Below are 16,953 nucleotides of genomic sequence, written 5' to 3' on the forward strand. Positions count from 1 at the left end.
ATGCCTCTCGAACATCGTCGCGGTTCCGGATAGCCTCCGGCCATGTCCAAGTCCAATGGTCAGTGGTACCCACCGGAATGGCCCGACCGGATCCGGGCACTCGCCGCCGGTGAGCTGACGGCCGCGACCCCCAGGCGTGCCGCGACCGTGATGCTGCTCCGGGATCCGGCCGCCGGCACCGAGGGCGGCGCCGCCGTCCACATGCTGCGCCGCCGCTCCTCCATGGCCTTTGCCGGCGGGGCGTACGCCTATCCGGGTGGCGGAGTCGATCCTCGCGACGACGACCGGCTCGTCGACTGGGCCGGACCCGCGCTGGAGAGCTGGGCCGAGCGGCTCGGTGTCGATACGGGGGCCGAGGCCCAGGCCATCGTCTGCGCGGCGGTCCGCGAGACGTACGAGGAGGCGGGCGTCCTCCTCGCCGGCCCGGCCGCCGACACCGTCGTCAGCGACACCACCGGCGCCGACTGGGAGGCCGACCGAGAGGCGCTGGTCGCCCGGGAGCTGTCCTTCGCGGAGTTCCTGGACCGGCGCGGTCTCGTGCTGCGCTCGGATCTGCTGGGCGCCTGGGCGCGCTGGATCACCCCCGAGTTCGAGCCGCGCCGCTACGACACCTGGTTCTTCGTCGCCGCGCTCCCCGAAGGCCAGCGCACCCGCAACGCCTCCACGGAAGCCGACCGCACCGTGTGGATCCGGCCCGGCGAGGCGGCCGACGGGTACGACAGGGGCGAATTGCTGATGATGCCGCCGACCGTTTCCACACTGCGGGCGCTCAGGCCGTACGGGACGGCTGCCGAAGCGCTGAAGGCGGCGGATTCCCAGGACCTCACCCCCGTGCTGGCACAGGCGCGGCTGGAGGGTGACGAGCTGGTGCTGAGCTGGCCGGGGCACGACGAGTTCACCAAGCACATCCCGCGCGGGCCGGCCGGCGGCCTCGGCGGTGACGGTGGCGGGGGAGGTGACGCCGTATGAGCGACGCGGCCGCGCTGCCCGGACAGCCACGCGGTGGGGTCCTGTCCGGCCCGGCCACCCCCCGTACCGTCAATGTCCTGGCGCCCAACGCCTCGGCGATGACGCTGGACGGCACCAACACCTGGATCGTCGCCGAGCCGGATTCCGACCTCGCGGTCGTCATCGACCCGGGGCCGCTGGACAACATACATCTGCGGGCCGTCATGGACACCGCCGAACGGGCGGGCCGCCGGATCGCGCTCACTCTGCTCACCCACGGACATCCCGATCACGCGGAGGGCGCGGCTCGCTTCGCCGAGCTGACCCGTACGAAGGTGCGCGCCCTGGATCCGGCGCTGCGCCTCGGCGACGAGGGCCTGACGGCGGGGGATGTGATCACCACCGGGGGGCTGGAGCTGCATGTCGTGCCGACCCCGGGGCACACCGCGGACTCGCTCTCCTTCCATCTGCCCGCAGACAGGGCGGTGCTGACGGGGGACACGATCCTCGGACGCGGCACCACGGTCGTCGCGCATCCGGACGGGCGGCTCGGCGACTACCTCGACTCGCTGCGGAGGCTGCGGTCGCTGACCATCGACGACGGTGTGCACACGGTGCTGCCGGGCCACGGCCCGGTCCTGGAAGACGCGCAGGGCGCGGTCGAGTTCTACCTCGCGCACCGCGCGCACCGGCTGGCCCAGGTGGAGACGGCGGTCGAGGCCGGACACCGGACGGCGTCGGAGGTGGTGGCGCAGGTGTACGTGGACGTGGACCGGTCCCTGTGGCCCGCGGCGGAGCTCTCGGTGCTGGCGCAGCTGGAGTACCTCGGCGAGCACGGGCTGATCTAGGGCTCTTCGTTGGGATCACGCCGGATCAGCAGGCGCGTGGGCCAGGCCGGATCAGCAGGCGCGGCACCGGGGCACGCGAGCCCGGCAAGATTCAAACGAGAGCCCCTGGGACGGACATGCGCAAGGCCCCGCCGGGAGGCAGGGCCTTGCGGAGGCAGTCGATCCTTCACCCGTCCGTCCGGGTGGACGGATCGTGTCCCGGGGGCCGGCGTCGGGCAGTGCCTAGCGGGACCGCTTCGCCAGGCGCTCCACGTCCAGCAGGATCACGGCGCGCGCCTCCAGGCGCAGCCAGCCGCGTCCGGCGAAGTCGGCGAGTGCCTTGTTGACCGTTTCGCGGGAGGCGCCGACCAGCTGGGCCAGCTCTTCCTGGGTCAGGTCGTGGACGACGTGGATGCCTTCCTCCGACTGGACACCGAAGCGGCGTGACAGGTCGAGGAGGGCGCGGGCGACGCGGCCCGGGACGTCCGAGAAGACCAGGTCGGACATCTGGTCGTTGGTCTTGCGCAGTCGGCGGGCGACGGCGCGCAGCAGGGCGGTGGCCACTTCGGGGCGGGCGTTCAGCCAGGGCTGGAGGTCACCGTGGCCGAGGCCGAGGAGCTTGACCTCGGTCAGCGCGGTCGCGGTGGCCGTGCGCGGGCCCGGGTCGAAGAGCGACAGCTCGCCGATCAGCTCGCCGGGGCCGAGGACCGCCAGCATGTTCTCGCGCCCGTCGGGGGAGGTGCGGTGGAGCTTCACCTTGCCGTCGGTGACCACATAGAGGCGGTCGCCCGGGTCGCCCTCGTGGAAGAGCGCGTCGCCGCGTGCGAGGGTCACCTCACTCATCGAGGCGCGGAGCTCCGCGGCCTGCTCATCATCGAGCGCCGCGAAAAGCGGGGCGCGCCGCAGAACGTCGTCCACGAGTTCTCTCCTTGTCGGCCTGTTCAGGGAACCGTGGTCCCCATCATGCCGGACGGTAAAACAGTGCGATCAATCACAAACAAGTTTGACGCACGGACGTGCCGAACCGTGCGGCAGGGGGCCGATTGGGGGTGGATACATCGTGACCGGGGCGGATGTCGGTGCGTGGCTCTAGGCTGGCCGGGTGTCCAGATCGCCGGTGAGAGCGCAGGCCAAGGGGGCTGGTGGGGTGTCGGAAGGCCGTGATTCGGCTGTGGGCGAACAGGCTGGGAGCAGCCCGGAAAAGGCGACAAAACGTGTTGTGGTCGGGCGTGCCCCGAGGGACGGAGCGCAGACAGCAGAGAAGCCCGTGACCAAGCCTGCCACCAAGCGGGCGGCGAAGTCCGCGGCGGGGCGGGCCGCACAGCCCGCAGCGAAACCTGCACCGAAGCCCGCCGGGCAAGCCGCCGCGAAGGCCGCATCGGAATCCACCACGATGACCACCGCGAAAACCGCGCAGGCCGGAATGAAGGCCGGAATGAAGACAGGAACGAAGGCCGGAACGAAGGCCGGAACGAAACCGGAATCGCATCTGGCGATGGTCCGCCGGGCCCGCAGGATCAATCGTGAGCTCGCCGAGCTCTACCCGTATGCCCACCCCGAGCTGGACTTCAGGAATCCCTTCGAGCTTCTTGTCGCCACGGTGCTCTCCGCCCAGACCACCGACCTGAGGGTCAACCAGACCACCCCCGCGCTCTTCGCCGCCTACCCCACCCCCGAGGACATGGCCGCGGCTGTCCCGGAGGAAATGGAAGAGCTCATTCGGCCGACCGGCTTCTTCCGGGCCAAGACCAAGTCGCTGATAGGCCTCTCCACGGCGATCAGGGATAATTTCGGCGGTGAGGTGCCGGGCCGCCTCGCTGATCTCGTCACGCTTCCCGGGGTCGGTCGCAAGACCGCCAACGTCGTCCTCGGGAATGCCTTCGGTGTTCCGGGTATCACGGTCGACACCCACTTCGGGCGCCTGGTCCGCCGCTGGAAGTGGACGGAGCAGGAGGACCCGGAGAAGGTCGAGGCCGAGGTCGGCGCGATCTTCCCCAGGAGTGAGTGGACGATGCTTTCCCACCGCGTCGTCTTCCACGGCCGCCGCATCTGTCACGCCCGCAAGCCCGCCTGCGGCGCCTGTCCGATCGCCCCGCTCTGCCCCGCGTACGGGGAGGGTGAGACGGACCCGGAGAAGGCCAGGAAGCTGCTGAAGTACGAGATGGGTGGTCAGCCCGGCCAGCGGCTGAGCCCGCCGCCGGACTACCCGGGCGAGCCCGCGCCGGCCCTGGGATCCGACGGACGTACGGCGCCCGCTCCGGAACGAAATGCGTGACGACAGGCGTTGTGAGACGAGGGGTGCCTATGAAGACGCACGAACAGAGCACGCACGAACAGAGCACGCAAGAACAAAACGCGCGCGAACGGGGTGCGCACGAGCAGACGCGGCGTGATCGCCTCGCGGAGGCGTCGACCGCGCCTGCGGCGGTCAGTCCGGCGGCGGCCGTTGCGGTGGCGGCCGCCGCAACGGCGGGCGCGGCACACGACTCCGCGGTCACCGTCACGGCCGAGGGCCTGCCCGACTGGCTCGACCCCGTGGCCCGTGCCTCGCGCACCATCGAGCCGGACCAGCTCAGCCGTTTTCTGCCGCCCGAGAGCGGCGCCGGGCGGCAGTCCGCCGTACTCGTACTGTTCGGGGAGGGTGAGCGCGGCCCCGAGCTGCTCCTCATGGAGCGATCCGGAAGCCTGCGTTCCCATGCTGGGCAGCCTTCCTTCCCCGGTGGCGCCCTGGACCCGGAGGACGGCGACCAGGCGACGACAGGGCCGCTCAGGGCCGCGCTGCGGGAGGCCCGGGAGGAGACCGGCCTCGATCCGCGCGGGGTCCAGCTCTTCGGGGTGCTGCCCCGGCTCTACATCCCCGTGAGCGGCTTCGTCGTGACGCCGGTCCTCGGCTGGTGGCGGTCGCCGAGCCCGGTCGGTGTGGTCGATCCGGGTGAGACCGCCCGAGTCTTCACCGTCCCCGTGGCGGATCTCACGGATCCGGCCAATCGCGCGACCGCGGTCCATCCGAGCGGTCACCGAGGCCCGGCATTTCTGGTCGAATCCGCCCTGGTCTGGGGTTTCACGGCCGGAGTGATCGACCGCATTCTCCACTTCGCAGGCTGGGAGCGCCCGTGGGACACCGCCAAGCAGGTGCCGCTCGACTGGCGCGCATGACAGGCTGAACCCCGTGCTGCGCTGTCCGGCCCCGCCCGGAACCAGCCGAAAGAGCGGGCCCGGTGACGAATCTGCGAGGCTATAGACGGTGAACGTGCTGGACATCCTGCTGCTGGCCGCCGCCGTGTGGTTCGCGGTCATCGGCTATCGCCAGGGGTTCGTGGTCGGCATCCTGTCGGTGATCGGGTTCCTGGGGGGCGGCCTCGTCGCCGTCTATCTGCTGCCGGTCCTGTGGGACCAGCTGACGAACGGCTCCGAGGTCTCATCGACCGCAGCCGTCGTGGCCGTCGTCATCGTGATCGTCTGCGCCTCGGTGGGGCAGGCATTCACCACCCACCTCGGGAACAAGCTCCGTCGGTACATCACGTGGTCACCCGCGCGCGCCCTCGATGCCACCGGGGGCGCCCTGGTCAACGTGGTCGCGATGCTGCTGGTCGCCTGGCTCATCGGTTCGGCGCTGGCGGGCACGTCACTGCCGACACTGGGCAAGGAAGTCCGCAGTTCCTCGGTTCTGCTCGGCATCTCCCGCGTGATGCCCAACCAGGCCTCCACCTGGTTCACTGACTTTTCCTCCGTCCTCGCCCAGAATGGCTTCCCGCAGGTCTTCAGCCCCTTCGCCAACGAGCCGATCACCGAGGTCCGCGCCCCCGACCCGGCGCTGGTCGGCAGCCCTGTGGCAGCCCGCGCCAAGGAGTCCATCGTCAAGGTCGTCGGTACGGCTCCGAGCTGCGGCAAGGTCCTCGAAGGCACCGGTTTCGTCTTCTCCGACCGCAGGGTGATGACCAACGCCCACGTCGTCGGCGGCGTCGACGAGCCGACCGTCCAGATCGGCGGCCAGGGGCGGCTGTACGACGCGAAGGTCGTCCTCTACGACTGGCGGCGGGACATCGCCGTACTCGACGTACCGGATCTCCGCGCGAAGCCGCTGAAGTTCACCGACACCGACCACGACGCCCAGACCGGGAACAGCGCCATCGTCGCGGGCTTCCCTGAGAACGGCTCGTACGACGTACGTGCCGCGCGCGTCCGGGGCCGCATCGACGCCGATGGCCCGGACATCTACCACCGGGGCACCGTCCGCCGCGACGTGTATTCGCTCTACGCGACGGTCCGGCAGGGCAACTCCGGCGGACCGCTGCTGACCCCCGACGGAAAGGTGTACGGAGTCGTCTTCGCGAAATCGCTCGACGACCCCGACACCGGATATGCCCTGACAGCCGACGAGATTCGCCAGGACATCACACACGGGCGCGCCGCCAACCAGCAGGTGGACAGCGAGTCGTGCGCGCTCTAGCCCTGTCCTGCCGATCTTCGCGGGCCCGGAACGCCTGGCACGGCACCTCGCCGCGTTGTCGGAGTCGCCCAAGTACGTCCAGTACGAGGACGATCCTCCGCCTTGCGACGCACCGCACCAGACGCCCCGGGCTGATCCACGAAGATCGACAGGACAGGACCTAGTCGTAGTGCTCTGATCGCGAGGGTTCGCCGGGTTGCACGTGGATTCGAGGGTGCCGCACCGGTCACGGTCGGGCCGGAGGCCGTGCGGTGCGGGTTCCCGGCGCATTGAGCATGGTGCGTACAGTGTCTGATCCATGAAGGTGCTGATCTCTGTTGACATGGAGGGCATCTCGGGGGCCGTGCATCCCATTGGGACGGATCCGGATCGCTACGACTACGAGCGTGGCCGGGCGTTGATGAGGCCGATGCGAACGCCGTGATCGCCGGTGTTCTGGAGGCCGAACCCACCGCTGTGGTTCTGGTCGCCGACGCGCACGGTACGTTCCGCAATCTGTTGCCGGAGGAACTTGACCGACGGGCACACCTGGTACGCGGCAAGCCGCGTTCGCTGGGCATGCTCGGCGGGCTCGACGAACACACCGACGCCGTCATGCTGGTCGGCTACCACGCTCGTGCCGGTGGCGGGCCGGCCGTGCTGGCGCACACCATGAGCGACGACATCCTCGATGTGCGGGTGGCCGGGCGTTCCATGGGCGAGATCGGTCTCAACGCCGCCATGCCCGGGCATATGGGCGTGCCGGTCGTGCTGTTCAGCGGCGACGACACCGCCTGCGCCGAACTGAGCGATCTGGTCCCCTCCGCGGTCACCGTCGCGGTCAAAGAAGCGTTCGGCCAGGCTGCTGCTGTCGTCCTGCACCCCGAAGAGGCCCGGGAGCGCCTGCGCCGGGCGGCGGCCGAAGCCATGGCGCGGCGGGCACGGGTTTCACTGCTGGCCATGGACGGGCCGCCGGCTGTGGAGGTCGACCTCCACAGCCCGTCCACGGTTGATCTGGCGACACTCGTGCCGGGTGTCCCACGCGCCGAGGGCGGCCGTACGGTCACGTTCACCGCCACCGACTTCGCCGAGGCCTACCGGCTGGTGCTGCTGCTCGTTCAGCTCGCCACCGTCAAACCCGGGTAGCACTGTGGTCCCCTGGGCGCGGCGGCACAGCGTCGGCAGCCTGTCCGGCCCGTTCCGGGCACGGAAGCTTCCGCCACCGCTGCCAGGTCGGCCTGCGTGCCCGGACCGGGTGGCCCGTCCGGCCCCACACCGAACGGGAAGCGGGAACACGTCCGACCGGCGGTGGTTCCCGTTCGCAGCGTGAGACGTGCGCAGCAGCTTCGGGCGTGTGTGGTCGCTCCCAGCACACTGACCGCGCGCGGGCGCATCACGCGTGCTGAGCGGGCGCGTACGCGTGCGGATGCGCGTGTGCGTGCGGTCCACGCGTACTGGCCGGTGGCAGCCAAGAGGCAGCGGTGCAAGTCCCGCCCGGCCGGCGAACGCTCACGGGTCGGCCGGGGCACGCCTCATCCGCGTGGATGGCGCAGTCGCGCCGAGACCCAGCGGGCCCGCCGGCGCAGAATGCGCGGAATGCCGAGCCGAGGATCACGCAGAACATGCATATCGTGCACCCGGCCCTGGGGGCCGCCCCCCTCATGAGTGCTCGGACTCGCCGTGGCGGTCGAGCGACGGTTGCGTGCTGCGTCACCGAAGTCGTGCGTCCAGCCCATACCCCGACGTCTGCCCGTGCCTCATGGTCGGTAACCGCCCATCCGTCAGCCAATTGGCCTATGCGCCGGGCAATTGGCTGTTCGTCGGACAACTGTGTCCTTAACGCTACCGATCGGGCTCGGGATCCTTGAGCCAGTTGATGAGTTCGGCCGAGAACCCGGCCGGATCCTCCTCGTGGGGGAAGTGACCCAGACCGTCGAAAAGTCGCCAACGGTACGGCGCTTCGACATACTCGCCGGACCCCGCCGCGCTCCGCGTACGGATCGCCGGATCGAGTGAACCGTGCAGATGCAGTGTGGGTACCCGCACCGGGCGCTTCATCCGCCGGTTGAACTGGATTCCGTCCGGGCGGGCCAGGGAGCGGACCATCCAGCGGTACGGCTCGATCGAGCAGTGCGCCGTCGATGGGATGCACATCGCGCGACGGTAGACGTCCACCGTCGCCTCATCAGGGAACTCCGGGGTCCGGGGGCCCGCCCAGTCGTGGATCAGACGGCCCACCAACGCGGCTTCGTCCGCGACGAGCTGACGCTCCGGTACCCACGGACGCTGGAAACCCCAGATGTACGAGCCGGCCCGGGTCTGCGCGAAGTCGGCGAGCATCGAGGAACGCCAGCGGCGCGGATGCGGCATCGAGGAGACCACGAGGCGGCGGACCAGCTTCGGCCGCATCACCGCGGCCGTCCACGCGAGGTACCCGCCCATGTCATGGCCGACCAGGGCCGCGTCCGGTTCGCCGAGAGAGCGGATCACGCCGGTGATGTCGAGCGCCAGGTTGGCGGGGTCGTACCCCCGGGGCGTACGGTCGCTGCCGCCGACTCCGCGCAGATCCATCGCTACGGCGCGGAAACCGGCGTCGGCCAGCGCGGTGAGCTGATGCCGCCAGGTCCACCAGAACTGCGGGAAGCCGTGCAGCAACAGCACCAGCGGCCCCTCGCCGAGTTCGGCGATGTGGAAGCGGGCGCCGTTGGCCGCTACGTCCCGATGAGTCCACGGCCCGTCGAGCCGCACGGGCCCACCTGCGCCGACCGGGCCGGGGGACGCGGAGGAGCTCGGTGGGCCGGAGGGATTGGTGAGGCTGGTGGGGCTGCCCACGTCTGTCCGGCCGTCCGTATCTGCCCGGCCGTCCACGTTCGCCCGGCTGTCCGTGCCTGGCGCCCGGCCTTCCGGGCCTACCGGATCTTCCGGGCCTACTGGGTCGGATGCGCTGGAATCGGGGACCGTCATGTGGACGAGCGTGCCACAGCCGACGCCTTGTCCTGGACCGGAGCTTTCTCCAGGGCCTTGCCCGCCCGTGTGCTGCCTGTGACGGCCGGACGGCTCGCCCCGGCCGTCACAGCGGGCCGCGGGTGCGGCTTGACGCCCTGCAGCACTGCCGCCGTCTGCTTGGCCGACGCGATGGACTTCTGCGGCGGCTTCACCTTCTTGAGCTTGGCGAACGCGAACAGGCCAAGAAGGATCCCCAGAAGGATGAACCCGAGGCCCGTGTACAGGAACGACATGCCGAGCCCGGGGCCCAAGCTGTGGATCCCGTACGCCGCCGCGAAGCTCAGCACCGGGATCGCGAACAGAATCAGCACGCCCGCGGCGATGATCACCACGCTCCCGGTGACACCGCGCCTGACGTCCTGCCGCACTTCGGCCTTGGCCAGGGCGATCTCGTCGTGCACCAGTGCGGACATCTCGGCCGTCGCCGCGGCGACCAGTTCTCCGAGACTGCGGTCGGCGCTGCCCGCGTTGTTGCCGGGGTCGCTCATCCCTGACTCCCTCTCCTGCTCTCCTGCTCAACACATCTGGTGTCAGATCATGCCGGACTGTCCGGCTTGCTGCTCGCTGCCCCCGCCAGTTGGGCAAGACGGCGGTGTTCGGCCGCCTTCTTCTCGTAGATCACGGCCATGCGCAGGTGGTACTCCGGGTCGCCCTGTTCGTAGACGTCGGGCACACCGTCCTCGTCCTCGTCGAGTTCCTCGGCCTCGTGCAGCGTCCGGTACTTTCGGACCCGGAGTTTGAGCAGTACACCGGAGAGTACGGCGGCCGTCAGGGAGCCGAGCAGCACGGCGGCCTTGATCTCGTTGATCATGTCCTCGTCGCCGGCGAAGGCCAGCTCGCCGATGAGCAGCGAGACGGTGAAGCCGATGCCGGCGAGCGTGGCGACCGCGAAGACGTCCGCCCAGGCCAGATCCTTGTTCAGCTCGGCCTTGGTGAAGCGGGCAGCCAGCCACGTACCGCCGAAGATGCCTATCGTCTTGCCGACGACGAGCCCCAGGACGACACCGAGCGTCTCGGGCCGGGTGAAGACGTCCGCCAGTGCGCCGCCGGAGAGGGAGACACCGGCCGAGAAGAGGGCGAACAGCGGCACGGCGACACCGGCCGACAGCGGGCGGATCAGGTGCTCGATGTGCTCGCCGGGGGAGTGGGTCTCGCCCTCGCGCCGGACGCAGCGGAGCATCAGACCCATGGCGACACCGGCGATCGTGGCGTGGATGCCGCTGTTGTACATGAGGCCCCAGATGACCAGGGCGAGCGGTACGTAGATGTACCAGCCGCGCACGTTCCTGCGCAGCAGCAGATAGAAGACGGCCAGACCGATGAAGGCGCCGAGCAACGCCATGAAGTTGATCTGCTCGGTGAAGAAGATCGCGATGATCAGGATCGCGAAGAGGTCGTCGACGACGGCGAGAGTCAGCAGAAAGGCGCGCAGCGCGTTCGGCAGCGAGGTGCCGATGACCGCGAGGACGGCGAGCGCGAACGCGATGTCGGTGGCGGTGGGGACGGCCCAGCCGCCCGTGGATCCTCCGCCGAACACCGCCACGAGTGTGTAGACGACGGCCGGAACCGCCATTCCGCACAGTGCGGCGACGACCGGGAGAGCGGCTGCCTTGGGGTCGCGCAGTTCGCCCGCGACCAGTTCTCGTTTGAGTTCCACGCCCGCGACGAAGAAGAAGACCGCGAGCAGCCCGTCCGCCGCCCAGTGCTGCACGGAGAGATTGAGGCCCAGCGACGCGGGACCGAAGTGGAAGTCGCTGACGGCGGTGTAACCGGATCCGAAGGTGTTCGCCCACACCAGGGCGGCTATGGCGGCGACCAGCAGGATGACTCCGCCGACGGTCTCGGTGCGCAGGGCGTCCGCGAGGTAGTTCCGCTCGGGCAGGGACAGACGTCCCAGAAAGGTGCGGCGCGAGGAAGGGGGTGTGGGGGTGGACGCGGCCACGAGCGAGGACCTCCGGGTCGGTACGGCAGCGATGGCATGGCTGATGCACTTGCCGACCAGACTTCCCGGCACACCCTGTGGAGATTTCTTATTGCTTTGTTGACGCGCCTGCCACTGTACCCGGGGTGCGCGGATCTGTATCCGGTGATCTTCACCTTAAATGCCCGAGGGGCACCCGGCGCGTTGCCGGATGCCCCTCGGGGATGTACTCGCTGCGGTCAGCCCAGCGAGGAGGCCGGGATCAGTCCTCGGAGGAGGAGGACGGCAGCTGGGTCTGGATGAGGTCCATCACCGAGGAGTCGGTGAGCGTCGTGACGTCGCCCAGTTCGCGGTTCTCGGCGACATCGCGCAGCAGACGCCGCATGATCTTGCCGGAGCGGGTCTTCGGCAGCTCGGCGACCGGCAGGACCCGCTTCGGCTTGGCGATCGGGCCGAGCGTGGCGCCGACGTGGTTGCGCAGTTCCGTGACGAGTTCGTCGGAGGCGGTAGCCGTACCGCGCAGTATCACGAACGCGACGATGGACTGGCCGGTCGTCTCGTCGGCGGCGCCGACCACCGCGGCCTCGGCGACCGACGGGTGCGACACGAGTGCCGACTCGACCTCGGTGGTCGAGATGTTGTGCCCGGACACGAGCATCACGTCGTCGACCCGGCCGAGCAGCCAGATGTCGCCGTCCTCGTCCTTCTTGGCGCCGTCGCCCGCGAAGTACCTGCCCTCGAAACGCGACCAGTAGGTGTCGATGAAGCGCTGGTCGTCGCCCCAGATGGTGCGGAGCATCGACGGCCACGGCTCGGTGAGGACGAGGTAGCCGCCCCCGCCGTTCGGAACCTCGTTGGCCTCGTCGTCGACGACCGTGGCGGAGATACCGGGCAGTGCGCGCTGGGCGCTTCCCGGCTTGGTCTCCGTCACGCCGGGCAGCGGCGAAATCATCATCGCGCCGGTCTCGGTCTGCCACCAGGTGTCCACGACCGGGCACTTGTCGGCGCCGATGTGCTTGCGGTACCACATCCACGCCTCGGGGTTGATCGGCTCGCCGACCGAACCGAGGATCCGGAGACTGCTCAGATCGAACTTGGCGGGGATGTCGTCACCCCACTTCATGAACGTACGGATCGCGGTCGGCGCGGTGTAGAGGATCGTGATGCCGTACTTCTGCACGATCTCCCAGAAACGCCCCTGGTGCGGGGAGTCGGGCGTGCCCTCGTACATGACCTGCGTCGCGCCGTTGGCCAGCGGACCGTAGACGATGTACGAGTGGCCGGTCACCCAGCCGATGTCGGCGGTGCACCAGAAGACGTCGGTCTCCGGCTTGAGGTCGAAGACCGCGTTGTGGGTGTACGCCGCCTGCGTGAGGTAGCCGCCGGAGGTGTGCAGGATGCCCTTCGGCTTACCCGTCGTACCAGAGGTGTAGAGGATGAAGAGCGGCTGCTCCGCTTCGAAGGCCTCGGGGGTGTGCTCGGCGGACTGCCGGCCGGTGATCTCGTGCCACCAGACGTCGCGACCCTCGGTCCACGCGGTGTCCTGGCCGGTGCGCCGCACCACGAGGACGTGCTCGACACCGTCGATACGGGTGACGGCGTCGTCCACTGCGGGCTTGAGCGCGGACGGCTTGCCGCGACGGTAGCCGCCGTCGGCGGTGATGACGACCTTGGCGTCCGCGTCCTGGATACGGGCGGCGATGGCGTCGGCGGAGAAGCCGCCGAAGACCACCGAGTGCGCGGCACCGATGCGGGCACAGGCCAGCATCGCGATGGCGGCCTCGGGGATCATCGGCAGATAGACGGCGACCCGGTCGCCCTTGCCGACACCGAGCTCGATGAGCGCGTTCGCGGCGCGCGAGACCTCGTCCTTCAGGTCGGCGTAGGTGATGGCGCGGCTGTCGCCGGGCTCGCCCTCGAAGTGGATGGCGACCCGGTCGCCGTTGCCGGCCTCGACGTGGCGGTCCACGCAGTTGTACGCGACGTTGAGCTTGCCGTCCGCGAACCACTTCGCGAAGGGCGGGTTGCTCCAGTCGAGCGTCTCGGTCGGCTCCGTGGCCCAGGTCAGGCGACGGGCCTGCTCGGCCCAGAAGCCCAGCCGGTCCGCCTCGGCCTGCTCGTACGCCTCCGCTTTGACGTTGGCATTGGCGGCCAGATCGGCAGGCGGTGCGAACCGCCGCTCCTCCTTGAGCAGATTGGCCAGGCTTTCGTTGCTCACGACATCTCCCATTCCCAGGGTGTCCGTTGTGTCCCGGGGCATAGCTCATCAGGCCAAAGGCCGGGTGACAAGTGTCTGCCCGGAATTGGTTTAGACCTGTGTCTCGTGTATGGAGACACTGCCCCGCCCCCATGCGCGTCGTGGTGCGGCGTGTCGAATGCGGAGCAGAACGACACGGCGCGGTGCGACGTGGAGGCGGGACCACAAGGTCTCACGGACCGGAGGCGCGTGTGGTTCAGACGCCGGTACGTTCCCGATCGCCCGGACCGGAGGGATCATCCGGGACGGTGGTGTCCCTGGAGGCGTCCCGGATGCCCGAGGTACGGGATTCGGCGTGGGTGTCGGTGGTGCCTGAGGCGGGGAATTCGGCCGGGGTGTCGGTGGTGCCGGAGGCGGAGAATTCGGCGGGGGCGTCGGTGGTGCCGGAAGCATGGCATTCGCCCAGGGCGTGTCCGCCGCCCGAGGCTTGGGCATCGGATGCGGCGTGGGCGTCGCCGGGGCCCACGCGGTCGAAGACCTCGTCGAGAGTCAGCCCGGCACTCGCGTCTTCGGTCAGCAGATAGGCCTGCGCCTCGCCCACGTGGAAGTACATCCCGTGCAGCTGGAGCCTGCCTTCGTCGAGCCGCCTCGCCACTGACTCATGGGCGCGCAGATGGTCCAGTTGCTGGACCACATTGGTGAGGCAGAGCTGCTCCAGCGAGTCGGTCGGCAGCCGGCCGGAGATCCGGGCCCAGGTGTGATGCCGCGACGCCATCCGCTCAAGGCTCGGCAGCCCGTGTCTCAGCCAGCGCCACAGGGAGGTTCGCGGAGTGTCCGGATCCGGCTTGGCTCCGAGCAGTGCCTGCATCGCGCCGCAGCCGGAGTGGCCACAGACGGTGATGGACTCCACCTTCAGTACATCCACCGCGTACTCGATCGCGGCGCCCACCGAGTCGTCACCCGACTCGGCGTCCGGCGGCGGCACCAGATTGCCGACGTTGCGCACGGTGAACAGATCACCCGGGCCGCTGGCCGTGATCATGCTGGTGACCAGGCGGGAGTCGGCGCAGGTGATGAAGAGTTGAGAGGGGCGCTGGCCCTCGCGGGCCAACCGGGCCAGCTCCTCGCGCACCAGCGGAGCGGTGTTGCGCTGGAACGAACTCAGACCCTTGACCAGGCGGTTGCCCCCGAGCCGACGCGCAGTGGCGGTGGGCGAGGCGGCCGGGGCGGGAGTGCTGGGGGCTCTGGACGCGGACGCGGGGGCGGAGGTGTCGTCGGTGCCGGGGGCCGGGCTCTGGGCGGCACCCGAGGCGGGGTCCGCACCGAGCTGGTCCTTGCTGAAGGGGGTGTCCGGGCTGTGACGGGTCTCGGGCGTCTGCTCGGGCCGGTCGTGGCAGTGATGGTTGCGCCAGGGTGTCCAAGGGCGGCAGCAGGAGTGCGCTGCCGAAGCGGGCTCGGCGATCCGGCGGCCGGACCTCCCGGTGAAGACGACCCGGCCGCCGTGGGCCGTCTGGGCCAGGCTCCAGTCCTGGATCGTCTCGTACGCCGCGTGGTCCATGAAGAAGCCGTCCAGCTCGACGACGGCATCCCCGCCCTGCGGAAGCTGGGCGAGAGTCCGGCTGAGGCGAGGCACCGCAAGGAACGTCAACTGGCCCCGTACGACGACCAGATGCTGTCCACCCTGATCGGTCACGGTGATCGTGGTCCGGGCCAGCCGGTGCAGGGCGACGGCCACGGCCACCGCGATGCCGATCGCCACACCCTTGAGCACTCCGAAGAGGACCACTCCGGTGATCGTCGCCCCGTACACCGGGAATTCTCGGTGCTTATGCACATTGCGAATGTGGGCGAAACTCACCATCTGGATGCCGACCATCATGACCAGCGCGGCGAGCGCGGCCAGCGGAATCCACTCCAGCACGGTGACGAGCAGCCCGGTCGCGAGCACCACCCAGACCCCGTGCAGCACGGTGGAGGCACGGCTCGTCGCCCCGGCCCGCACGTTGGCGGAACTGCGCACCGCGCCACCGGACACCGCCAGCCCGCCCACCAGCCCGGACAGGGTGTTGGCGATGCCCTGGGCCCGCAGTTCACGATCGAGATCGGAGCGCCTGACGGGCGGTGGGGCGGGCGCCGTCGGAGTGGTCGAGGGCGGCGGCGGGGTCAGGCTCGGGGACGAGTGCGAAGAAGGTGAGGGGGGCGGCGACGGAGGCGAGGTCGAGCCTGGACCAGAACCCGAGGTGGGTGTCGAGTTCGGGGGTGGTTTCGAACCCGAGATCGGTGTCGAGCCCGGCGGGGACGGTGTCGAGCCCGGTGTCGAGCCGGAGGTCGGTGTCGAGACCGGGGTCGTTCTCGTCCGCGACGTCGACGTCGACGTCGACGTCGACGTCGACGTCGGCATCGGTTCGGACGCCGAGCCGGCCTTGGATCTGGCGGAAGCCCGCTCGCCGGTGCGGTCGGCCGAGAGTTTGTCCACGGCGACCGCGGCGAGCAGTGACTCCAGGCTGGCCACCAGCATCACCGTGAACACCGCGGTGGCCAGGGCGAGTACGGGACCATGCGGCATCTCCGGCAGGGCGTGCGAGCGCCAGGACGGCAGATCGACCCGGGCGATCCCGGGCGCCGCGACCGCAGCCACCGCCGTCGCGGTCACCACCGCGGCGAGGGCAGCCGGAATCCGTCGTACCACTCGGCCGACGCGTCCCGGAAGCCGTGGCCACAGGACCAGAACCGCGATGGTCAGCAAGCCGATCAGAGGGGCGGCCGGACTCACCCGCCCCAGCTGGTCGGGGAGAGCCAGAGAATTGGCGACCGCCGAACTCTGTGGCGAACCGCCGAGAACGATGTGCACCTGGGCGAGGGCGATGGCGACGCCGATTCCGGCGAGGGTGCCGTGCACGATGGCGGGGCTCACCGCGAGGGCGCTGCGCGCCGCCCGTAGCGAGCCCAGCAGGATCTGCAGCAGTCCGGCGCCGATGGTGATCGCGCAGGTGGTGCGCCAGCCGTAGATCTGGATCAACTCGGCCGTGACCACGGTCAGTCCGGCGGAAGGGCCGCTGACCTGCAGGGGTGTGCCGCCGAGCAGCCCGGCGACGATGCCGCCGATCGCGGCGGAGATGAGACCGGCCTCCAGCGGGGCGTCCATGGCGACGGCGAGGCCGAGCGACATGGGGACGGCGAGCAGGAAGACCGTGATCGATGCGGACAGGTCGGCGCCCGCGATGCGGAATCGTCCGCCACGTGGTGGCGGAGGCGGGCTGTGTGGTCGCTTGACTCCCGAGGCGCGGGGTGGGCGCGCACTGCGGGCTGTGTGGTCATGACGAGTGGGGATGCAGGCAGACATGTTCCCGTCTCCTCCGGGGCAGCGCGGTCGCGGAACGTGGGGACGCGGCCGTGGGTCACGGCGTGCAGCGGCGGGATTTCTCAACTCTCAGTAAACGGATCGTAATGGAGAGTAAAGATTTGTGTCCATGCTTGAGGACAAATGGGCTATTCAATCACCCATTCAAGTGAATAAGCAGCTTTTCATGCAGTCTGTCGTACTGATTTAGGCAGAACCGTGTGCGACCTTGACCGCGCGGGTCGGGATTTTTCTACGCAAATTACCTGCGAGGAAGAGGGTGGG

11 protein-coding genes and 2 pseudogenes are annotated in these 16,953 nt (G+C 69.6%); 6 read left to right on the top strand and 7 right to left on the bottom strand.

Annotated features, from left to right (window positions below; translation table 11 throughout):
- Window positions 1-42 precede the first annotated feature (42 nt).
- Window positions 43-969 (top strand): NUDIX hydrolase, encoded by a 927-nt coding sequence (locus ACZ68L_RS26155; protein ID WP_469580934.1) that lies wholly within the window; start codon window positions 43-45, stop codon window positions 967-969.
- Window positions 966-1,796, top strand: a complete 831-nt coding sequence (locus ACZ68L_RS26160) for an MBL fold metallo-hydrolase (RefSeq protein WP_469580937.1) — start codon at window positions 966-968, stop codon at window positions 1,794-1,796. The genes ACZ68L_RS26155 and ACZ68L_RS26160 overlap by 4 nt, the downstream gene beginning before the upstream one ends.
- 222 nt (window positions 1,797-2,018) lie before the next feature.
- Here ACZ68L_RS26160 and ACZ68L_RS26165 read toward each other — a convergent pair whose 3' ends face one another.
- Window positions 2,019-2,693, bottom strand: a complete 675-nt coding sequence (locus ACZ68L_RS26165; RefSeq protein WP_150489041.1) for a Crp/Fnr family transcriptional regulator — start codon at window positions 2,691-2,693, stop codon at window positions 2,019-2,021.
- 505 nt (window positions 2,694-3,198) lie between these two features.
- On the opposite strand from ACZ68L_RS26165, the gene nth reads away from it, so the two are divergent.
- The 4 genes and pseudogenes from nth (at window position 3,199) to ACZ68L_RS26185 (ending at window position 7,350) form a co-directional block, all read left to right on the top strand.
- Window positions 3,199-4,050 (top strand): endonuclease III, encoded by an 852-nt coding sequence (nth, locus tag ACZ68L_RS26170; RefSeq protein ID WP_469581258.1) that lies wholly within the window; start codon window positions 3,199-3,201, stop codon window positions 4,048-4,050.
- A gap of 29 nt (window positions 4,051-4,079) precedes the next feature.
- The gene (locus ACZ68L_RS26175; RefSeq protein WP_469580940.1) at window positions 4,080-4,931 is read left to right on the top strand and encodes an NUDIX hydrolase; all 852 of its coding nucleotides are present in this window, start codon (window positions 4,080-4,082) and stop codon (window positions 4,929-4,931) included.
- Between the two features lie 88 nt (window positions 4,932-5,019).
- The gene (locus tag ACZ68L_RS26180) at window positions 5,020-6,225 is read left to right on the top strand and encodes a MarP family serine protease (protein ID WP_469580943.1); all 1,206 of its coding nucleotides are present in this window, start codon (window positions 5,020-5,022) and stop codon (window positions 6,223-6,225) included.
- Between the two features lie 298 nt (window positions 6,226-6,523).
- A pseudogene (locus ACZ68L_RS26185) lies at window positions 6,524-7,350 on the top strand (M55 family metallopeptidase).
- Window positions 7,351-7,736: 386 nt separating this feature from the next.
- Here ACZ68L_RS26185 and ACZ68L_RS26190 read toward each other — a convergent pair.
- From ACZ68L_RS26190 to ACZ68L_RS26215, 6 genes and pseudogenes are all read right to left on the bottom strand, one after another.
- Complete coding sequence (locus tag ACZ68L_RS26190) at window positions 7,737-7,940, bottom strand: hypothetical protein (protein WP_469580946.1); 204 nt, start codon at window positions 7,938-7,940, stop codon at window positions 7,737-7,739.
- 106 nt (window positions 7,941-8,046) lie between these two features.
- The gene (locus tag ACZ68L_RS26195) at window positions 8,047-9,168 is read right to left on the bottom strand and encodes an alpha/beta fold hydrolase (RefSeq protein ID WP_469580949.1); all 1,122 of its coding nucleotides are present in this window, start codon (window positions 9,166-9,168) and stop codon (window positions 8,047-8,049) included.
- Window positions 9,165-9,698: a phage holin family protein gene (locus ACZ68L_RS26200; protein ID WP_469580952.1), complete on the bottom strand. Its 534-nt coding sequence runs from the start codon at window positions 9,696-9,698 to the stop codon at window positions 9,165-9,167. The genes ACZ68L_RS26195 and ACZ68L_RS26200 overlap by 4 nt, the downstream gene beginning before the upstream one ends.
- A 47-nt stretch (window positions 9,699-9,745) precedes the next feature.
- Window positions 9,746-11,152 carry a Na+/H+ antiporter NhaA gene (gene nhaA / locus ACZ68L_RS26205; protein WP_469581260.1) on the bottom strand — a complete coding sequence of 469 codons (1,407 nt, stop codon included), beginning with the start codon at window positions 11,150-11,152 and terminating at the stop codon, window positions 9,746-9,748.
- Window positions 11,153-11,393: 241 nt separating this feature from the next.
- Window positions 11,394-13,391: an acetate--CoA ligase gene (gene acs / locus ACZ68L_RS26210; protein WP_469580954.1), complete on the bottom strand. Its 1,998-nt coding sequence runs from the start codon at window positions 13,389-13,391 to the stop codon at window positions 11,394-11,396.
- 454 nt (window positions 13,392-13,845) lie between these two features.
- Window positions 13,846-16,671 (bottom strand): annotated as a pseudogene (locus ACZ68L_RS26215) (SulP family inorganic anion transporter); the annotation flags it as partial.
- Window positions 16,672-16,953 lie beyond the last annotated feature (282 nt).

It is taken from the genome of Streptomyces sp. NPDC104309, from assembly GCF_055584025.1.